The sequence below is a fragment of the Rhizobium sp. N324 genome (assembly GCF_001664485.1).
GTDB lineage: Bacteria > Pseudomonadota > Alphaproteobacteria > Rhizobiales > Rhizobiaceae > Rhizobium.
The window spans coordinates 1,844,082-1,864,567 of record NZ_CP013630.1 but is presented as its reverse complement, the minus strand read 5'-3'; the positions used below and the strand labels follow the sequence as shown (position 1 = coordinate 1,864,567).

General features: G+C 62.9%; 16 protein-coding genes and 1 pseudogene. 4 read left to right on the top strand and 13 right to left on the bottom strand.

All coding sequences use genetic code 11. From position 1 onward, the window contains the following. Window positions 1–63 precede the first annotated feature (63 nt). The gene (locus tag AMK05_RS08950) at window positions 64–1,452 is read left to right on the top strand and encodes a sensor histidine kinase (protein WP_064838146.1); all 1,389 of its coding nucleotides are present in this window, start codon (window positions 64–66) and stop codon (window positions 1,450–1,452) included. Window positions 1,453–1,454: 2 nt separating this feature from the next. Further along, window positions 1,455–2,078 carry a response regulator gene (locus AMK05_RS08945; protein WP_064838145.1) on the top strand — a complete coding sequence of 208 codons (624 nt, stop codon included), beginning with the start codon at window positions 1,455–1,457 and terminating at the stop codon, window positions 2,076–2,078. A gap of 26 nt (window positions 2,079–2,104) precedes the next feature. Here the strand turns inward: AMK05_RS08945 and AMK05_RS08940 are convergent, their stop codons facing one another. Next, a complete protein-coding gene (locus tag AMK05_RS08940; RefSeq protein ID WP_064838144.1) occupies window positions 2,105–2,632 on the bottom strand; it encodes a hypothetical protein in 528 nt (175 codons plus the stop codon). 310 nt (window positions 2,633–2,942) lie between these two features. Here AMK05_RS08940 and AMK05_RS08935 point away from each other — a divergent pair, with 310 nt between their 5' ends. Together AMK05_RS08935 and xth are read left to right on the top strand one after the other, a co-directional pair. Further along, complete coding sequence (locus tag AMK05_RS08935; RefSeq protein WP_064838143.1) at window positions 2,943–3,440, top strand: hypothetical protein; 498 nt, start codon at window positions 2,943–2,945, stop codon at window positions 3,438–3,440. A gap of 9 nt (window positions 3,441–3,449) precedes the next feature. Further along, a pseudogene (xth, locus tag AMK05_RS08930) lies at window positions 3,450–4,242 on the top strand (exodeoxyribonuclease III). Window positions 4,243–4,272: 30 nt separating this feature from the next. On the opposite strand, the gene AMK05_RS08925 reads toward xth, so the two are convergent. The 12 genes from AMK05_RS08925 to AMK05_RS08870 form a co-directional block, all read right to left on the bottom strand. Continuing rightward, on the bottom strand, window positions 4,273–6,357 hold the full coding sequence (locus AMK05_RS08925; RefSeq protein ID WP_064838142.1) for an FAD-dependent oxidoreductase: 2,085 nt from the start codon (window positions 6,355–6,357) through the stop codon (window positions 4,273–4,275). 5 nt (window positions 6,358–6,362) lie between these two features. Beyond that, window positions 6,363–7,532 carry a Gfo/Idh/MocA family protein gene (locus AMK05_RS08920; protein ID WP_064838141.1) on the bottom strand — a complete coding sequence of 390 codons (1,170 nt, stop codon included), beginning with the start codon at window positions 7,530–7,532 and terminating at the stop codon, window positions 6,363–6,365. An 11-nt stretch (window positions 7,533–7,543) separates the two neighbouring features. After that, complete coding sequence (locus AMK05_RS08915; RefSeq protein WP_064838140.1) at window positions 7,544–9,199, bottom strand: GMC family oxidoreductase; 1,656 nt, start codon at window positions 9,197–9,199, stop codon at window positions 7,544–7,546. A 1-nt stretch (window position 9,200) separates the two neighbouring features. Next, on the bottom strand, window positions 9,201–10,748 hold the full coding sequence (locus AMK05_RS08910; RefSeq protein ID WP_064838139.1) for a GMC oxidoreductase: 1,548 nt from the start codon (window positions 10,746–10,748) through the stop codon (window positions 9,201–9,203). A 15-nt stretch (window positions 10,749–10,763) separates the two neighbouring features. Beyond that, window positions 10,764–11,879, bottom strand: coding sequence for an ABC transporter ATP-binding protein (locus tag AMK05_RS08905; RefSeq protein WP_064838138.1), 1,116 nt, complete (start codon window positions 11,877–11,879; stop codon window positions 10,764–10,766). A gap of 3 nt (window positions 11,880–11,882) precedes the next feature. Then, window positions 11,883–12,818: a carbohydrate ABC transporter permease gene (locus tag AMK05_RS08900; protein WP_064838137.1), complete on the bottom strand. Its 936-nt coding sequence runs from the start codon at window positions 12,816–12,818 to the stop codon at window positions 11,883–11,885. Next, a complete protein-coding gene (locus tag AMK05_RS08895; protein ID WP_064838136.1) occupies window positions 12,815–13,768 on the bottom strand; it encodes a carbohydrate ABC transporter permease in 954 nt (317 codons plus the stop codon). Before AMK05_RS08895 ends, AMK05_RS08900 begins: the two co-directional genes overlap by 4 nt. Window positions 13,769–13,869: 101 nt before the next feature. Beyond that, window positions 13,870–15,132 carry an ABC transporter substrate-binding protein gene (locus AMK05_RS08890; protein WP_064838135.1) on the bottom strand — a complete coding sequence of 421 codons (1,263 nt, stop codon included), beginning with the start codon at window positions 15,130–15,132 and terminating at the stop codon, window positions 13,870–13,872. A gap of 189 nt (window positions 15,133–15,321) precedes the next feature. Then, complete coding sequence (locus AMK05_RS08885) at window positions 15,322–16,836, bottom strand: aldehyde dehydrogenase family protein (protein WP_064838134.1); 1,515 nt, start codon at window positions 16,834–16,836, stop codon at window positions 15,322–15,324. Continuing rightward, window positions 16,836–17,615: an enoyl-CoA hydratase/isomerase family protein gene (locus AMK05_RS08880; RefSeq protein ID WP_064838133.1), complete on the bottom strand. Its 780-nt coding sequence runs from the start codon at window positions 17,613–17,615 to the stop codon at window positions 16,836–16,838. The genes AMK05_RS08885 and AMK05_RS08880 overlap by 1 nt, the downstream gene beginning before the upstream one ends. Beyond that, entirely contained in the window at window positions 17,608–19,221 is a 1,614-nt protein-coding gene (locus AMK05_RS08875; protein WP_171899762.1) for an acyl CoA:acetate/3-ketoacid CoA transferase, read from the bottom strand. Before AMK05_RS08875 ends, AMK05_RS08880 begins: the two co-directional genes overlap by 8 nt. 5 nt (window positions 19,222–19,226) lie before the next feature. Beyond that, window positions 19,227–20,300 carry a LacI family DNA-binding transcriptional regulator gene (locus AMK05_RS08870; protein ID WP_064838131.1) on the bottom strand — a complete coding sequence of 358 codons (1,074 nt, stop codon included), beginning with the start codon at window positions 20,298–20,300 and terminating at the stop codon, window positions 19,227–19,229. Window positions 20,301–20,486 lie beyond the last annotated feature (186 nt).

Sequence of the window (20,486 nt, the reverse complement as noted above, 5' to 3'; positions counted from 1 at the left end):
CGCTGTCTGGAAAAATTCTGAGGAAGCGATAGGTTAGTCGGCAAGTCTCTTACCGGTATCACAATGAATTGGCTTCGCCGCTGGAATGCCCGCTCACTCGCCTCCCAGTTCTTTATCGCGGGTGGGTTGATCTCGATTGCCGCCATGTTCCTGGTGGGCATTCTCGTCACCCACCTCATCGAGGAGGCGGTCATCCACAATTCCGGTGCCGCGACGGCGCTCTATGTCGACAGCGTTGTCGCGCCGCTGCTCCCCGACATGCAAACGGCATCATTCCTGGACGAAGGCAGCGCTCAGGCTCTGGACGAGACGCTCGGTCAGGGGGCACTCGGCAGGCGGCTCGTTTCCTTCAAGCTCTGGCGAAACGACGGCACCATCCTTTATTCGAACGAGAAGGAGATGGTGGGCAGGAGGTTTGCGGTCAGCGACAAGCTCCAGACAGCCTTCGCGGGATCTCTCGTCGCCCGCTACGAAATCGCCGACGATCCGGAAAGCGACAAGGAGCGCGCACTCGGCAAACCGCTGATGGAAATTTACAACCCCGTGCTCCAGCCATGGTCCGGACAGGCGGTCGCCGTCATCGAATTCTACGAGACGGCGGAAGGATTGGGCGACAGCCTGGCGCATGCCAGGCTCCGGAGCTGGGCCGCAGTCGCCGCTCTGACGGCAATCTTTTTCCTTGTTCTCGCCGTCCTGGTGTTCCGGGTCAGCCGCACGATAGAGGCGCAGCGCAAGGATCTCAAGGAACGGGTCAACGATCTGTCAGCGCTGCTGGCGGAAAACCGCGGGCTGCAGCGGCGGCTGCAGCGCGCCTCCCAGCGCGTGGCGGCGCTGAACGAAACCTATCTGCGCAGCATCGGCGCCGATCTGCACGACGGCCCGGCCCAGCACATAGCCTATGCCTCACTGCGGCTGGACAGCGATATGTTGATCAACGCGTCGACCCTGCCCGAAGCGCGGGAAAAGGAACTCGCTTGGATACGCTCGAGCCTTGCCGAGGCGATGACCGAGATCCGCAATATCTGCAGCGGACTGGTGCTGCCGCAAATCGAGAAGTCCTCGATCAGCGAGATCGTAACCCGGGTGGTCGAAGCGCATCAGCACAAGACCGAAACCCGCGTCGAAACAATCATCGACGATGATGGCCCCGAACTCGCTCCTGCTGTAAAGATCTGCATTTATCGCTTCGTGCAGGAAGCCTTGAACAATGCCTATCGCCATGGCGGCGGTATTCAGCAGGCCGTAAGAGCGGTCTCGCACAATGGTCATGTTCATGTCGAGGTCAGCGACCGCGGCGATGGCTTCGACCCGAACGAGGTGCGGCCGGCCAGCCTCGGCTTGGTGGGGCTTCGCGAACGCATCGACAGCCTGGGAGGATCCTTCGAGATCAATACGGGCGAAGGAGGGACGACGGTGACCATGACCTTCGAGCCCATGGAAGTGGGAGACTAGACATGACATCAATCACCATCGGCGTCGTGGACGACCATCCGCTTTTTCGCGAGGGCGTCACGCGCAGCCTGTCGGAGATCAGCGACTTCGCCGTCGTTGGTGAAGGCGCAAGCAGCGACGACGCAGCGATGATCGCTGCAAACAACCGTCCCGACATCATGCTGCTCGATGTCTCCATGCCCGGCGGCGGACTGTCGGCGATCGGCGCCGTGCTGACGCGCAGCCCGACAACAAAAGTGCTGATGTTGACGGTATCCGAGGAGGTGGACACGCTGCTGACAGCCCTGCAACGGGGCGCAATGGGCTATGTTCTCAAAGGCGTCGGCTCGCGTGGTCTCGCCGAAGCCATCCAGACGGTGCTGAGCGGATCACGATATATCTCGCCGACGATGTCGACAAAAGTCATGGAGAATTCGCTGAATGGCGGCGCCCCTGACAAGAACGGCCTAACGCCACGGGAACGCGAAGTGATGGATCTGGTCGCCCAAGGCTTGTCAAACAAACATATCGGCTTGCGTCTCAACCTGCAGGAAAAGACGGTGAAGCATCATATGACCCAGATTCTGAGCAAGCTCGGCGTTTCGAACAGGACTGAAGCGGCTCTCCAATGGCGCGAACAGCGCTAGATGTTTAGTCCCGTGGCTTTCTCACTTTAGCGAAGGTAGCGGCCTAGCCGGCGGGCATCGTTTGCCGTCGCTTGCCGGCTTATGATCGTCCTGCCTTTTCCGTCCTTCATCACGTAGCGGCCGCGCCGCAAGGTTTCGGTAATGCCGTTCGCATGGCGGACGTCGATCGAGCCATCGGACGCTTCCGTCGCTCTTGCCGCCGATCCTTGTCCTCCAGTCGCAGAGGAAGAGGAGCCGGCACTATTGCCGGAGTTTCCACCGCCGCTATTGCCCGAACCGCTATTGCCGTTGCCGCCACTATTGCCGTTGCCACTCCCTCCCCCGTTGCCGTTCCCGCCGCCGTTGCCGTTGCCGCCGCCGTTGCCATTTCCTCCCCCGTTGCCGTTTCCATTGCCGCCGCCGTTGCCGTTATTGCCGTCCTTTGCCTCGGCGCTTTCGACGGTCAGAACGGGGAGGTATCCTTGGAGATTGAATGTCGCCGGCGATGCGGCAGCGACGAGGGCAACGGCCGCGCTGCCGCCCAATCTCAGAAAATCGCGTTTCGAGAGTGTCATGCCATAGCCTCGTCCGTTCCTCCCTTTCTCCACGCAATATGGACGCGCGGCAATTTTCGCCGTTTCGTCGACCAAATGCAACCGGACCTAGGTACTAGATCGGGCAGGACTTTGGTCCTGCCTGCCGGATTGCCGAGGCCTTGAAGGCGCAAAAGTTCGAAGGACTATCGCGGGCGCTGGATTGCGCAGCGAGCCATTCGCGATGTTTGCTTCCTCGTCAATAGGTGGCCGCACAAGGAGGATGCATTTTTCTGGAACTTCTTTCCTTGTCGCCGCTTTTGATTGTCGAAGAGCAAGAGAGGAAACGCCGATGGTAAACCCGAACGAATCCCCCGCAGTCCAATCCCTGCGAAAGGAACAGGCTGAGCAGCAACGGAGGGCCCGAAAGGGTGAACTCGACAGGGGTATCGAGGGCACCTTCCCGGCCTCCGACCCTGTGTCGGCCACCCACACCTCGATTCCTGCCGGCCGCAGCGACGTCGAGGCGGCCGAACGCGTCAAGCGGGAGCCCGATCCCACCCGGCTCGATGAAGCGTTTCCACTCGTCGACCAAGCCCTGCGCTCGACCGGCGAAACCGGCGGCTCCTCCGAAGGCTTCGATGCCGATCGCGGCGAAAGGCGGACGCTCCAGAAAGACGCCGGCCGCGTAGCGGAAACCGCTTCGGAGCTGGCTTCCGGAACCGCCCGCCTGGCAAAGGCGGAAGCACGCAGCTTTGTCCAGGACTTCGAAGACCGGATACGCCGGCAGCCGCTCACAGCGGTCGCGATCGTCGCCGGCATCGCCTTCGTCTTCGGAGCGACGCGTTAAGTAGCCGGCGTGAAGGTCGCAACCTACAACGTCAACGGGATCAACGGACGGCTGGCCATCCTGTTGCGCTGGCTGAAGGAAGACGCCCCCGATATTGTCTGCCTTCAGGAACTGAAGACGGACGATGCAAGGTTTCCGCGAGAGGAGATCGAGCGAACCGGCTACGGCGCCGTCTGGCACGGGCAGAGAGTCCTGGAACGGCGTCGCCATCCTGGCGAAGGACAAAACACCGATCCTGACGCGGCGCGGTCTTCCCGGCGATCCCGATGACACCCACAGCCGCTATATCGAAGCCGTTATCGACGGCATGGTGATCGGATGCCTGTATCTGCCGAATGGCAATCCGTTCCCGAGCGTCAAGTTCGAGTACAAGCTCCGCTGGTTCCGCCGCCTGCACGACTACGCCGCCGAGCTCCTCGAACTCGAAGTGCCGGCAATCCTCGCAGGCGACTTCAACGTCATGCCGACGGAGATCGATGTCTACAAGCCGGAACGCTGGCTCGACGACGCGCTTTTCCGGCCGGAGGTTCGCAGGGCCTATGGCCGTCTCGTCGCCCAGGGCTGGACTGACGCCGTCCGGCATCTGCATCCGCAGGAACGCATCTACACCTTCTGGAAATACTGGCGCAACAGCTTCGAGCGCGACGCCGGGCTGCGGATCGACCACCTTCTGCTCAGCCCGGCCGCCGCGCCATGGCTTCGATCGGCGACGGTCCGGAGAAAACCGCGAGGCTGGGAGCATACGAGCGACCACGCACCCGTCCTGATCGAGCTGGATGTTCCCGGCGCAGACGCCATGTGAGCCTCGGCGAGGCCAACTACCGGCACCGCCTCATTCGTCGAGGGAGAGATCGTATATCCGGCCCGTCAGCCAGGCCGGCCAGTCTCGCTCGAAGAATGACCTGGCGGTTTCGTCCAAGCGGCGGTTTGCGCGTTTGGAAAGCCTGATCTCATCGCCCTCGAGCCGAACGACGATCTGCTCGTTCCGATCCTCTTCGCGTTCCCTTCGGAAGCGATATTCCTCGAGTGGGCCCGTACGCGCATGCGGAAGGGATTCGCCTTCCGGATCGCATATCGCCCGCGCCCCGCGGCTGCCGCCGCCATTGCCAATGAAGAAGTCGAGGGCGCTCAGCACCGCTTCGGAGGCCAACGCCATGTGCCGCCATTGCACACCGCGGACCGCCTCGGCGGCGCGGCCGTAAGCGAGGCCGCCAGCGCGAATGTCGGCATTCAGCCTCCGCGCCTCGATCAGGGCCTGGGCGACGCTCTCCTGATCGCAGATGATGCCGGCCTTCTCGCTCATTCGTGCCTGCACTTGAGAGCGGACCGATTTGACCGTGAGCGGGCTCCCGGTGCGAAGGGTGGCCAGCATCTCGGCGATACCTGGCTCTGCGATAGCGGACATATCGCCTGCAGCCGCCCGCTTGGCCTTGCCGTTTGCGCCGATATGCTCGGCCGCCCGTGTGCCGAAGACCTGCCCGGCATTGAGCGCTGCGCCGCCGGGCCGCGTGACACCGTGTGTGCCCGCCGCTTCGCCGACGGCGTAACAGCCGGCAAGGCTGCTGCGGCCCCAGGTGTCGACCAGGATGCCGCCATTCATATGCTGGTTATTGACGGCGAATTCCAAAGGATCGGCGGCGATGTCGATCTTGTAGCGGCGGTAGAGTTCGATCGACAGCGGGTTCATGTGCTTCAACCGGTCGATCGGCATCTCCTGGCCGGCGCCGGCCTTACCGAGATAGAGGCGAACGTCATCATCCAGCCTCTCCAGGCTGAACGGCAGATCGCCCGGCACCGGCAGCGGATTGCGATTGAAGTCCATGAAGACACGCCGGCCGGCAGCGGTTTCGCAAAAGATGGCGAGGTCTACCAGGCTCGAGCGGAAATCGAGCATGCGCGTCGCATGAAACGGCCATTGATAGCCCTTGCGGAAGACGTTCGACGCCAATTCCGGTGTGCTGCGATAATATTGCGCCAGAAAGTGATATTCGACGCCATCGGCATCAACCGAGTAGATATGCGGGATCGCCTGGACGTAAGTGCCCGACAGATTCCACGGGAAGCCTTCCCTGCGCGTTCCGATGCCGAACTGGCTTTCGGTGAGGTTAACGAGTTCGACACCTGCCTCGAGCGCCAGTCCGAGCGAGCCGAAGCAGCCGTTGGGGTAGACACTGTCACGGTAGAGCTCGCCCGGGCCGCCGGCGGCCAGCACGATCACGTCACTGACGAAGAGGGCGATGCCCAGCGGGTTCGCCTCCGCGCGGTCGCTGGCGCGCATAGTGAGCATGCCGACGACGCGGCGTCCCGACCCCTCGCCTTCGGTGAGGATTTTCACCGCAGTGGTCTGGTTGTAGAACGGCACAGCAAGCCGGATCGCCTCCTCGGCCAGCACCTTGACCATCAGGCGCGAGGTGCGCGGGCCGCAGCTGGTGGCGCGGCCGACCTCGTCATGGTCGGTCTGATATCGCAGCGTTCCCCCGAGCGGATCCTGCGGCAGCGGCAGCCCGAGGAACTGCAGCGACGCCATCATCCGCGACGAGCCGACGGCCTCGGCATAGGCCGTGTCCTCGTCCATAGCACCGCCGCTGCGGATGGCGCGGGCCATCGCCTTGTAATTGTCGCCCTGATCGGCCGTATCGGCGGTGTGCAGGGTCTGCTTGTCGGATCCGGAGCAGGCCGAGGTTCCGCCCCAGGCGCTTTGGCTGATGATGACGACGTCGTCGCCGCGCCGCTTCATTTCCACGGCCGCACGCAGACCTGCGGCACCCGATCCGACGACGACGCAGCCGGCCCGATAGACAGGCACCTCGATGCCGGCGAGCCGGATCGCTTCCGATGAGGCGATCTCGGACGGAAGCTTGGGCATATCGACATCGGTCAATGCGTCGAGAATTTCCTGCGGAACAGCTGTGCTCATAGACGTCAGCCCAGCGGGATGTCGACCCAGCGCTTCTGCCGGGAGGACTGCATGCATGCGTCGACGATCTGGCAGATGTGGTGGCCCGTATCGAAGGTCGGCCACATCGGCTTGTTTGCAACGATCGAGCGGATCACCTCGGCCACCTCGATGATCTTGCTTTCGTTATAGCCGATACCGAAATTCGGCAGCGGCAGGAAAGCGCGGAAGGTGGCATTTTCCGGGCCGACGTCGATCTCCCGGAAGCCACGCCGCCCCGTGCGGTCGTCGTTGGAGTAGAAGCGCAGCCGGTTTATCTCGTCATAGGTATAGGCAATGCTGCCTTTCGTTCCATAGACTTCATAGGTCTGCATGAACTTGCGGCCGGTGGCGACACGGCTGAAATCGACGATCCCGCCGGCGCCATTGGCAAAGCGGCACAACAGGTTAGTGGCGTCGGGGTTGGTGATATCGGCCCAGGACTCGTTGCCTGACAGTTTCACCTGCTCGCCATAGGCAAGACCCTCGACGACGGGCCGGCGCGGCGTGACGATCAGATTGTCGGCGATCAGCGAACTGACGCGGCCGACCAGGAAATCCATGAAGCTGAAGATATGCGAGCCCGTGTCCCCAACGATCCCCGTCGGCGCCAGCTTGCCGTCGGCGCGCCACATGAAGGGTGCCGTCGGATCGCCGTACATGTCGACGTGCTGGCAGCCGCGGAACAGCTTGATCTCGCCGATTTCGCCTGAATCGATGATGTCTTTCGCCATGTCGTGGACGGGATTGCGGGGAAAGGCATGACCGACACGGGTGATCACGCCTTTCTCTCTGGCAATCTCGGCCAGCTCCCGCGCTTCATCGGCAGTGTTGGCCAGTGGCTTCTCGCAATAGACATGCTTGCCGGCCAGCAAGGCCGCCTTGGCAACGGGGTAGTGGAGATGGTCGGGCAGGCAGATATCGATCAGATCGACCTCGGGATCGGCGACCGCCAGCTTCCAATCCTGATAGATCCTGGCGCCCGGCGCTCTGTTGCCGATATCCGGCGCTACCTCAGGGTTGCTATCGACCAGCGCCACGATATTCGCCGTTCCGTCCGAGACGCCGAAGAAATGCGGAAAGGTCTGGTAGGCCATCGTGTGGACCTTCCCCATCCAGCCCGAGGCGCCAAGCACTGCAACTCTGACTTGAGACATCGTCGTTCTCCTTAGCGGATTTCTGCGCGGGCTCGTGGCCTGGTATCGTTGCGCTCATAGGCGAAAATGGCGGAGGGCAGCGCCGGCAGACCCCGAATAAGGTCCGATCCCTTTTCGCCGACCATGATCGTCGGCGCGTTGGTATTGCAGGACGGTACGCGCGGCATGACGGAGGAATCGCAGACCCTCAGGCCCTCCAGCCCATGGACCTTGAGATCCAGCCCGACCACCGCGTCCGGCCCGGTTCCCATCTTGCAGGTGCCCACCGGGTGATGATCGGTCTTGGCATTTGCGCAGCCGTAGTCGAACAGTTGCTCGTCAGTCGTGACCTTCGGGCCAGGAAGCCTTTCGGCCATGACATAGGGCTTCAGCGCCGCCTGCTGCATGATTTCGCGGGCGAGCTTGAGTCCCTCCAACGACATCTGCCTGTCGTGCGGATCGGACCAGTAATTGGGATCGATCAGAGGCGCGGCGCCCGGGTCGGACGACGATAGCCGCACCGTCCCCCGCGAGCGCGGATGCAGATAGGCAGAATTGAGCGTCACGCCCGCATTCTTCAGCCGCTCGACACCGGCTTCGATGCCCGATCCCAGACCTAGGTGAAACTGGATATCGGGAGACCGGGCATGAGGATCGGCATACCAGAAGCCGCCGGTCTCGAAGAGCGACGATGCCACCGGGCCGGTGCGGAACAGGACATATTGAATGCCGGCCCAAAGCGTGCGGTGCAGCTTCGCGACGCCGTCGTAGGTGTGATCGCCGGTGCATTCGGCGATGACGAAAAGATCGAGGTGATCCTGAAGATTGCCGCCGACACCCGGCAGATCGTGATTCACCTTGAGGCCCACCGATTTGAGGTGATCGGCCGGCCCGATGCCGGACTGCAGAAGCAACTTCGGCGATCCGATCGCGCCTGACGAGACCAGGACTTCGCGCTCGGCGCGCACGATCTCGGAACCGTGCGCCGTTGCGATCTCGACGCCGACAGCGCGGCGTCCTTCCAGCACGATGCCCGCGACGCGCGTCCCGGTTCGGACCGTCAGGTTTTTCCGGCCCTTGATCGGCGAGAGATAGGCGAGCGATGCCGAGGACCGGCGGCGGTTGCGCTGGGTCAGCTGGTAAAACCCGACACCGGCTTGCTGGCGGCCGTTGAAATCGTGGTTATAGGGAATGCCGAGTTCCTGCCCTGCGCGGATATAGGCGTCGCAGATCGGCAGCGCTGCCGCCGGCATCGACACGCCCAGCGGGCCGCCATAGGCATGGTAGTCGTTGGCGAAGCGCTGATTGTCCTCCGCCCGTTTGAAATAGGGCAGGATCGAGCGATAGTCCCAGCCCTCGCAGCCGTCTTCGCTGGCCCAGAGATCATAGTCGGCCGCGTTTCCGCGCGTGTAGAGCTGGGCGTTGATCGACGAGCCGCCGCCGATGACCTTCGCCTGGGTGTAACGAAGCACCCTACCCTTCATGTGCTTCTGGGGGACGGTTTCCCATCCCCAGCTCGCCACGCCCTTGGTCATCTTGGCGAAGCCGGCCGGCATGTGAAAAAGAGGATTCCAGTCGCCGCCGCCCGCTTCGAGAAGCAGCACCTTGACATCGGGATCCTCGCTGAGCCGGCTTGCCAGGACGCAGCCTGCAGGACCGGCACCGGTGATGATATAATCGAATCCCATTTTACTGTCCTATTTGAGAGCCGGCATGCGCCAACGGATCTGCTTTTGCCTGCCAGTCCTTCGATGCGATGTGATCTGCAACTCTCAGCGCCTGACTGGCGACGGTCAGCGCCGGATTGACCGCAGCCGAGGTGGGCAGGAAGCCGGCGTCGACGACGAAGAGGTTTTCGTGATCATAGGACCGGCAATAGGGATCGAGCGGCGCCGTCGCAGGGTCGCTGCCGATCCGGATCGTCCCGCACTGATGGGACGGCGTGCGCTTGTCGAAGGGCCGCGACAGCACGATCGGAAACCCGATCGACCGCAGGATGGCTTTCAGCTTGGCGACGAGCGCCAGATGGGCGTCCCAGTTGGTTCTCTGCCATTGGAGAATGATCCGATCGCCGTCGACCATGACGCGGCTTTCGGGATTGGGCACGTCTTCGCTCATGGCGTAGAAGTCGATGGCATGGCCTGTGATGAAGCGCAGTAGCCATTCCGGAGCCTGCGGCAGCGAGCCCTTCAGAACCTTCTCGGAGATACGGCCGAGGAGTTGCACGTTGCCCAGCGGCGGCCCCCCCTCTCCGTCGGAAAGGTAGAAATCGTTGAAGGCAAAAGTCTTCTGGTAGACGGCGGTGTTCCTGAACTGTGGCGAAACGCCGATCACGGCTGAGGCGTTGTGGTTCATGAAGTTGCGTCCCACCTGATCGGACGAGTTGGCGAGGCCCCTGGGGAAGCGGTCGTTCTTCGACCGCAGCAACAGCACCGACGATTGGACCGCCCCGGCCGAAAGGATGACGATGTCAGGCGAGACAGTCAGCGTCTCACCGTTCCTGACATAGGTGACCCGGTCGATCCGACTGCCTGATCCGGTATCGAGCCGCGTCACGCGCGCATTGGTTTCGAGCCGGACGTTCTTGTGTCTCAACGCCACCGCAAGCGCGGCGGTCTCGGCGTCCATCTTGCCGTCCCGCGCGTTCGGATGGGCATCCCAAGGCGTGCGCGCCTTGGAGAGCCAAGCGTCAAGATCGAGGCCGAGCGGCAGCGAAAACGGATGCAGGCCTTTCGCCTTGAGGCGTGCCCTGACATCGGCGATCGGCGCCTCGTCGGGCACGGGCGGGAATTCGTAGGCAGTCGAGTGCTGCGGTTCGGTCGGATCGTCGCCGAGACTGCCGCGAACCTGATATATGAGCTCCGCCTTCGAGTACCAGGGCTCCAACTCCTCATAAGGAAAGGGCCAGGCCGGCGACACGCCTTCCCGGTGTTCGATGATGCCGAAGTCTTCTTTGCGGTAGCGCGACAAGACGGCGCCGTAGAATTTCGAATTGCCGCCGACATTGTAATAATTGCCGGGACTGAAGCCCTTGCCGTTCGCCTCGTACCAGACTTCCCTCGGGCGGAAATGCCCTCGCTGGAAGATGGCGCGCTGGTCACGGTTGACGGGAAGATCGGCAATGTGATCGCCAGCTTCGAGGATCAATATCTCAGCGCCGGTCGCGGCCAGGCCGGCGGCGACAGTGGAGCCGCCGACGCCTGAGCCGATGATGACGATGTCTGGTGAACTGCTCATCTTAGCCTCTGGCCATCATGCGATCCGCACCTGGCTCTGCGGATCGAAGAACACGGCCTTGTCGAGATTGAAGGCGAGGCGTGTGGTCTGTCCGGGGGCGATGCCGGCATCGGCGCGCAGGCGGGCGACGACGGATTTGCCGCCGAGCTTGGTGACGGCGAAGGTGTCGGAGCCGGCCGGTTCGACGACCTCGATCAGGCAGTCGTCCTCGGTCAGCGAACGCGCCTTGCGGTCGGCACCATCAGGGTCGGTTAGCGCCTCCGGGCGGATGCCGAAGATCACCTGCTTGCCGGCATAGGCCGACAACCCGTTGGCGCCGGCGACCACCGGCAATCTCAGCGGCGCGCCGTTCGGCCGTTCGAGTGCGACGGCAAGCCCGGAGGCGCCATTTTCGACGGTGGCGTTGAGCAGGTTCATCGCCGGCGATCCCATGAAGTCGGCGACGAAGAGATTGGCCGGGCTGTTATAGATCTCGGCCGGCGTGCCGAACTGCTGCAGCACCCCGTCCTTCAGCACGGCGATCTTGGTCGCCAGCGTCATCGCCTCGATCTGGTCGTGGGTGACATAGACGAAGGTGGTGCCCATGCGCTGATGCAGCCGCTTGATCTCGGTGCGCATGTCGACGCGCAGCTTGGCGTCGAGATTGGAAAGCGGCTCGTCGAACAGGAAGACCTGCGGATTGCGCACCAAAGCCCGGCCCATGGCGACGCGCTGGCGCTGGCCGCCGGACAATTGCGACGGCTTGCGGTCGAGCAGATGGCCGATCTGCAGCATGTCGGAGACCTGCTTGATCGCCTTGGCCCGCTCCTCCTTCGGCACGCCGCGGATCTCCATGCCGAAGGCGATATTGCCCGCCACCGTCATGTTCGGATAGAGCGCATAGGACTGGAATACCATGGCGATGTCGCGCTTGGAGGGATGCAGGCCGCTGATGTCGCGCCCGTCGATCCTGATGTCGCCCGAGGTGATCGTCTCCAGCCCGGCAATGGTGTTGAGCAGGGTCGACTTGCCGCAGCCGGACGGGCCGACCAGCACCAGGAAGCCGCCCTTTTCGAGTTCGAGGTCGATGCCCTTGAGAATGTCGACGGCGCCGAAGCGTTTTCTGAGACCGGAGATTTCCAGGAAGGCCATGACTTACCCTTTGACTGCGCCCGCCATCAGACCGCGCACGAAGTAGCGGCCGGCGAGGATATAGACGATGAGTGTCGGAACGGCCGCGATCATCGCCGCCGCCATGTTGACATTGTATTCGACCACTCCGGTCGAGGTGTTGACGACATTGTTGAGCGCCACCGTCATCGGCATGGAGTCGCCAGTGCCGGCATAGGCCGAGGCAAACAGGAAGTCGTTCCAGATGTTGGTGAACTGGTAGATGACGGTGACGACGATGATCGGCAGCGAGTTCGGCAGCATGATGCGGCGGAAGATCTGGAAGAAGCTGGCGCCGTCGACCTGGGCGGCGCGGACCAGCTCGGTCGGAAAGGCCTCGTAGAAATTGCGGAAGAACAGCGTGGTGAAGCCCAAGCCATAGACGACATGGACGAAGACCAGGTTGATCGTGGAATTGCCGAAGCCGAAGTTCCAGCCGGTGGCGTTCTGCAGGGTGACGCCGAAGCGGCCGAGCGAGCCGAGGATGGTCGCCATCGGCAAGAGCACCGACTGGAACGGGATGAAGCAGGCAAACAGCATCAGCCCGAACACCAGCGTATGGCCGGGGAAACGCCATTTGGTCAGGATATAGCCGTTCAGCGCTCCCATGATGGTGGAGATGGCCACCGCCGGCACCACCATCTTGATCGAGTTCCAGAAGTAGCCCTTGATGCCGGCGCAGGTCAGCCCGACGCAGGTCTCGCCCCAGGCCTTGATCCAGGGATCGAAGGTCGGGGCCTCAGGCAGCGCCAGCATGTTGCCGCCCTGGATCTCGTCCATCGTCTTGAACGAGGTCACGAGCATGACGAAGAGCGGCATCAGGTAGAGGATGGCGAAGATCACCAGCAGGCCGTAGATGACCAGCCGGCCGATCCAGCGGGTGTTGCTGGAATGGGAGGGAGAGGAAGCCGAGATGCTCATCGCGCCTTCTCCTTCAGTTCGGAATAGAGATAGGGCACGATGATCGCCGAGATCGTCATCAGCATGATGATGGCGCTGGCCGAGCCGACGGCCATCTCGTTGCGCTTGAAGGTGTATTCATACATGAAGTTGGACGGCAGCCAGGCCGAGCCGCCCGGCCCGCCCGAGGTCAGCGCCACCACAAGGTCGTAGGACTTGATCGCCATATGGGCGAGCACGATGAAGGCGGAGAGGAAGATCGGCCGCAGCAGCGGAATGACGATGCGGCGATAAAGCTGCAAGGGCGAGGCGCCGTCGATCTGCGCCGCCTTCATGATCTCGCCGTCGATGCCGCGAAGCCCCGCCAGGAACATCGCCATGACGAAGCCCGACGCCTGCCAGACACCGGCGATGACGACGGTATAGATGACGAAGTCCTTGTTCTTGATCCAGTCGAAGTGGAAGCTCGTCCAGCCGAAGTGATGCAGCGTCTGCTCCAGCCCGAGGCCGGGATCGAGGAACCACTTCCAGGCCACCCCGGTGACGATGAAGGAGAGCGCCATCGGATAGAGGAAGATCGGCCGCAGCAACCCCTCGCCGCGGATCTTCTGGTCGAGCAGGATGGCCAGGAAAAGGCCGAGCGCCAGGCAGATGCCGACATAGAGGAAGCCGAAGATCGCCATGTTGGTGATCGAGGTATACCAGGATGACGGCGGATCGCTCTCGAAGGTCCAGCGCCACAGCCGCTGATAGGCGCGTGGCCCCGTCAGCGCATAAGACGGAAAGGTCTTGGAATTGGTGAAGGAGAGATAGGCCGTCCAGACGATGAAGCCGTAGACGAAGATGAGGGTGATAACGAAGCTCGGCGCCAGCACGATCTTCGGCAGCGCATCCTGCAGCCGGCCTCTGAGCGAGATCGGCGTCGCTCGCCGGGGTGTCAGAACCGGATCGGTGGTGGCAACTGTGCTCATGGATATCATCTCCCTTCCCGCAGGATCGCTCGGCATTTATCGCTGCGGAGCCTGACGCTTCCCCGCGGCAGGCGCGGGGAAGCCATGTGCATCGACTGATCTCAGCGAGCGTCGTCGATCGCCTGGACCAGCTGGGTGACGGCTTCGTCGGAGCTCTTGATCTGGCCATGGACGAACTTCGAGACGACGTCCTTATAGGCATTGGCGATCGCCGGCGGCGCGCCGTACCCTTGAGCGAGCGAACCGAACAGCGTGCCGCCCTCGTTGGCCGCCTTCAGGTCGGCAATGCCCTTCTTGCCGCAGGCGTCGAAGTCGGTGTCGGGAACGTCGGTACGGGCCGGCACCGAACCCTTGACGACGTTGAAGGCCGACTGGAAGCTCTTCGACAGCGTTGCCGTTGCCAGCGCCACCTGCGCCGCCTTGCGGTCGTCGGGGACGTTGAACATGCCGAACATGTCGGAGTTGTAGATGACGCTGCCGTCGGTGCCGGGGAAGCGGTAGCACAGGAAGTCCTTGTCCGGGGTCTTCTTGGCGGCGACGAATTCGCCCTTCGCCCAGTCGCCCATCACCTGCACCAGCGCATCACCCTTGATGACCATGGCGGTCGCGAGATTCCAGTCGCGGCCGGAGAAGTTCGGATCGACGTATTTGACGATCTTCGCCAGGTTGTCGAAGGACGTCTTCATCGTGTCCGACTTCAGCGACGCCTCGTCGAGGTCGTTGAAGGCCTTCTTGTAAAATTCCGGGCCGCCGGTCGACAGCACGATGGAATCGAACATCGTCGCTTCCTGCCAGTTCTGGCCACCGAGCGCCAAGGGGATGACACCGGCCGCCTTCGCCTTGTCGAGCAGGGCGATCAGGTCGTCGAAGCTCTTCGGCTCAGTGCCGCCGATCTTGTCCATCACCGCCTTGTTGATCCACAGCCAGTTGACCGAGTGCACGTTGACGGGGGCTGCAACCCACTTGCCGTCATAGACGGAGAACTTCTGCAGGGCCGCCGGCACCGACTTGTCCCAGCCTTCCTTCTTGGCCGTCTCGGTCAGGTCGCCCATGACGCCGGCCTGGGCATAATCGAGCACGGTATAACCGAGCATCTGCGAGGCCGTCGGATAGGTGCCGGCCGCCACCATCGCCTTCAGCGCCGTCATCGCCGCATCACCGCCGCCGCCGGCCACCGGAACGTCCTTCCAGGCAAAGCCTTCCTTCGACAGATCCTCCTTCAAAACGTTCAGAGCCGCTGCCTCGCCGCCTGACGTCCACCAGTGCAGCATCTGCACTTCTTTTACGTCGGCGGCGCGGGCCGCGACATGCGTGCCGGCCAGCGCCAATGCGATCACGGCAGTCGTGGTCAAAAACCTATTCATCGAAGAACCTCCCAGTTCCCTCTTGGAAGATGCGGGACCATTCCCGCATCGATCACCCGCCCTCCCCGGGCGTAGTCGCTTTGCCGTTTACAGCGCCGCGCGCCTTTCAGGCGCGCAAAGGACGCTGTAACACTTTGAATCGACGCATCGTGCTTTCCGAAAATCGATTCCGATTTTCGGGCCGATGCGTCAGACCTCCGTCTGCGGCATCCACCAACCGGTGCGTTTGCCGATATGCATGTTCAGCGTCTTGGTCTCGGTGTAATCCTCCACTGCATGGCGGCCGAGTTCGCGGCCAAGGCCGCTCTGCTTGTAGCCGCCGAAGGGAAGCTCCGAGGCGCCGTCCATGAAGGTGTTCATCCAGACCGTGCCCGCCCGCACCGACCGGCCGATGGTCAGGCAGGTGTCGAAATCGCGGCTCCAGACACCGGCCGACAGGCCGTAGTCGATGGAATTGGCAATCCTGACCGCTTCGGCCGATGTTTCGAATGTCAGGACCGACAAGACCGGGCCAAAGACTTCCTCGCGCGCCACCGCCATATCGGGCGTGACGGCTTCCAGGATCGTCGGCGACATGAACTGCCCCATGCCGAGGTCGAGCGTGTCGCCGCCATGGGCGACGCGGGCGCCGGTGCTCTTGGCACCGCTGACATAGCCTGAGATCTTTTCCAGATGCTGCGGCGTGATGATCGCGCCGACCTGCGTCTGGGGATCGAGGGGATCACCGACCTTCACCCCCTTCGACAGCTCGGCGACGCGCCTGACGACGTCAGAGGCGATCGACTTGTGAAGGATCAGCCGCGAGCCGGCGTTGCAGCACTCGCCGGCATTGAAATAGGCGCCGAAGACGGCGGCATCGATGAAGGCGTCGAGGTCGGCATCGGGGAAAACGATCTGCGGGTTCTTGCCGCCGAGTTCCAGTGAGACCTTCTTCAGCGTCTGCGCCGCATTCGACATCGTCAGTTTTCCGACACCGGTCGAGCCGGTGAAGGAGACCATGTCGACGTCTGGATGAGACGTCATGACTGCGCCGACTTCAGGTCCCGTGCCGGTGACAATATTGACGACACCATCCGGAATGCCCGCCTGCTGCAGGATTTCGCCCAAGACGAGCGTCGATCCCGACGTCAGCTCGGAAGGCTTGACGACGGTCGTGCAGCCCGCGGCGAGCGCGAAGGGCAGCTTCTGGCCGACGATCAGGAACGGGAAGTTCCAGGGCGTGATGATCGAGACGACGCCGATCGCTTCGCGCAGGACGACGCCGAGCGTGCCGTCGCCGAGCGTGTTGTAGCTTTCGCCGTGGAGATCGCGTGCGAGAGCCGCCGCATAGCGCCAGATGTCGACCGAACCGGCAATTTCCCCCCGCACCTGGGTGATGGGCTTGCCCGCCTCGATGGCATCGAGAAATGCCAGCTCTTCGGCACGTGCCGCGATCAGATCGGCAGCCCTGAGCAGGATGGCGGAGCGTTCGGACGCCGTTATGCGCGGCCACGGCCCCTCGTCGAAGGCCTTGCGTGCCGCAGCAATGGCGCGCTCGGCGTCCTTCCGGCTGCCGGCGGGGAAGCGGCTGACCGTCACACCATGGCTCGGCGCGATACGTTCGATCGGATCGGAGGCGCCGGCCTCCCATTTGCCGTCGATCAGCATCTTGAAATCACGCGCCTTGTGGTCGCTGAGCGCCGTGGGGTTGACGAGGACCGTCATTACCATTCTCCCTTGAACGTTGCCGGGCGCTTCTCGCTGAATGATGCGACGCCCTCCTTCAGATCGCCGGTTTTCGCGGCGAGGATCGAGCCCAGAGCTTCGACCGCCGTTCCGTTGTCTTCGCCGGTCGCCGATGCGATCATCAACTTGGCGATCTCGAGGGCCGCCGGTCCCCGCGCGGCAATCCGCCCGGCATATTGCCTGGCGGCGGCGACCGAATTTCCTGTCGGAACGACCGCGTCGACGATGCCGAGCAGGCGGGCGTCCTCGGCGGTGAATATCTCGCCGCCGAGCGCCATGCGGCGGACGGCCTGCGCGCCGAACCGGCGCACGAGACGCTGGGTGCCCGACCAGCCCGGCACCATTCCAAGGCCGGTTTCCGGCAGGCCGATCTTGATGTGTTCCTCGGCAATGCGAATGTCGGCAACGCCCGCCAGTTCGAGCCCGCCGCCAAGCGCGTGGCCGTTCAGAGCCGCGACCAGCGGCACCCGGAGCGTCGCCAGCCTTTCGAAGATACGGTGACCGTGCCTCACCCAGGCGTGACCGAACTCCTGCGGCTGCATTCCACCCCAGGCTTTGATATCACCCCCGGCAGAAAAACCCTTACCCTCGCCGGTGAGAACGGCAGCGCGCACATCCGCATTCGCCTCCACCGCATCCGCCGCCTCGGCCAGCGCTTTCAGCATGTCGAGATCGAGCGCGTTCAACTTCTCCGGACGGGAAATCGTCAGGATTGCAACATGCCCATCGACGTCAACTCTGACCGTTCCGCTAACCATGGAAGGTGCCCTCCAATGTCGGCGCGCTTTTTGTCGGAAGCGACAGGCCGATGTTCGCCTCGCCGAAGAGTGCCGCATCCATGACCTTCAAGTCCGGCGCGACGATCAGCGGAAATTCCGACTGGTCCAATATGTGGGACTGAAGATCGACGCCGGGCGCGATCTCGGTCAGCACGATGCCATCGGGGGTCAGCTTCATCACGCACCGCTCGGTGACATAGGTGATGTCCTGGCCCTGCTCGATCGCCCGCCTGCCGCTGAAGGTGACGTGTTCGACCTCGTTCACCAGCTTCTTCAGCTTGCCTTCTTTTTCGATGAGGAGCGCCCCATCGGCGATCGAAAGCTTTGCGCCGGCGTTGAACATGCCGGAGAAGACGATCTTCTTTGCCCGCGCGGTGATGTCGACGAAGCCGCCGGCGCCAGCCGTCACATGCGGCCGGAAGGAAAGTTTTGAAACATTGACCGAGCCGTCCCGGCCGATTTCAAGGAAAGACAGCAGCGATGCATCGAAACCCGCGCCCTGGAAATAGGTGAACTGATAGGGGGACGGCATGAAGGCGTCCGCGTTGGACGCGCAGCCGAAGGCGAAATCGAGCAGCGGCACGCCGCCGACCGCGCCTTGCTCGATGACCCAGGTGACGGCGCCGTGGAGCCCCTCCTCCAGCAGAATGCGCGGCACGTTGGCCGAAATGCCGAAGCCGAGATTGACGCAGCTTCCCGCCTGCAGCTCCTGCGCGACACGGCGCGCGATCACCTTCTGAACATTGAACTCCGGAACGTGGAAGCCGTCGAGCGGGCGGAAGATCTCACCCGAAATCGCCGGATCATACCCCGTCTGCGTTGTCTGCTTTTGATCGGGGTCGACGACGATATAGTCGACCAGCATTCCCGGCACCCGGACATCATGCGGTTTCAGCGAGCCTTCCTTGGTGATCCGCTTGACCTGGGCGATGACGATGCCGCCATTGTTGCGGGCGGCGAGCGCCTGATCGAGACCGCCGAGATAGGCGCCCTCATGTTCGTAGGTCAGGTTGCCGCGCTCATCGGCGGTGGTGGCGCGGATGATGGCGACCTGAGGGACGATCGAGGGGAAGAACAGCCAGTCGTCACCCTCGAAGCTGACGCGCTTGACCACCTGCTGTTGCGAAGCCAGCTCGTTCATCGCGCAGCCCTGCCGGCGGGGATCGACGAATGTGTCGACGCCGATCTTGGTCAGCACGCCCGGCCGCTTGGCAGCCGCCTCGCGATGGATGTCGAAGAGGATGCCGGAGGGAATGTTGTAGGCCGGGATCTCGTTATTGGTGATCATCTGCCAGATCAGCGGCGGCTCGGACGATGAGGGCCCGGATGGATAGGAGCCGCCGACGATGCGCTTGAGCAGACCCTTCCTGGCAATATGGTCGATGCCCTTGATGCCGCTCATGTCGCCGGCGGCGATCGGATGAAGGGTCGTCAAATCACAGGGATGGCCGGTCGCCTCGAAACGCTCGCCGATCGCCTTCAGCATGAGGTCCGGGCAACCGAGACCGCTCGAGGACGATACCGTGACGACGGCGCCATCCGGGATGAGCGCGGCCGCTTCGGCTGGGGTGAGATGCTTCTTCATGGGCATTACTCGGCGTCCTGTTTCGATTTTACGCTCTTGCCGGTCCTCGACGTCGCAGCCTTGCCGGCGCCGCAGCTCTCGCGAACGACCAGCCGAACGGCCGTCGTCACCGTCTCCGCCTCGGCCTTGCCCGCATTGATCTGCTTGAGCAGCATCTGCGCGCCGCGGCGCCCGATCCCCTGCGGATCGACCGAGACCGTCGTCAGCGCCGGGACCGCTGCCTGGGCCTCGATGACGTCGTCGAAGCCCACCACGGCGAAATCGACGCCGGGCTCCAGCCGGCGCGCACGCAATCCGTCGCAAACACCGAAGGCTACGGCATCGTTGAAGCAGACGGCTGCGGTCGGCCGACGGCCGAGCGCAATGGCCTTTCCGACCGCCTCGACCCCGCCGGCCCGCGACGGCGCCGACGCTATGACGAGTTCGTCGTGATAATCGAGCCCGGCCGCTTCGACGCCGCTTCGGTAGCCGGCAAGCCTGTCGTCGAAGACCGCGGTGTCGGGAAAGCCGCCGAGAAAAGCGATGCGCTTGTGGCCGAGCCCGGCCAGATGCTTGACCGCCGACATCATGCCGGCCTGGTTGTCGGAAACGATTGACGAGACCTTGGCACCGGGCAGGCTTCGAACGACGACCACGACAGGAATCCCGGCGGCGACGAGCGGCTTGAAATCCGCGGCATCGGTGGCGCGCGCCGGCGAGACGATGAGGCCGGAAATACCGTGCTCACGCATCGATGCGACAACCTCACGCTGCCGGTCGATGCTCTCGCCGGTGTTCGACAGGAACTGCACGAAGCCGGCCGACTGAACGACCATATCGACGCCGACCGCCAGTTCCGCAAAGAAGCTGTTGGTCAGGTCGTTGACGACAACCCCAACGATCCGCGATTTGGCGCCCGCCTGGCGAAGATTGGCTGCGCCGCGATTATAGACGTAGCCGAGTTCGCGCATCACGGCATTGACCTTGGAGCGCGTGCCCTCATTGACCAGGGAGGAGCCCTGCAGCACCAACGACACCGTCGACTTGGAGACGCCGGCGGCCTTCGCGATATCAATGACGGTTACCCGCGCCTTTGTCATTTCCCTCTCCGGCAACGTCGACTGCTGGATAAATATTTGGAACGTTCCAATTATGTCAAGTTAATATTTGCGAAGATGCCATTCAATCAGACGCATTATGTGGGCCTGCGGGGTTTTCATCCAGCAATGAAGCACTGAATTATTTGGAACGTTCTAAATTTTGGGTGACGATCAAGGGGCATCCAC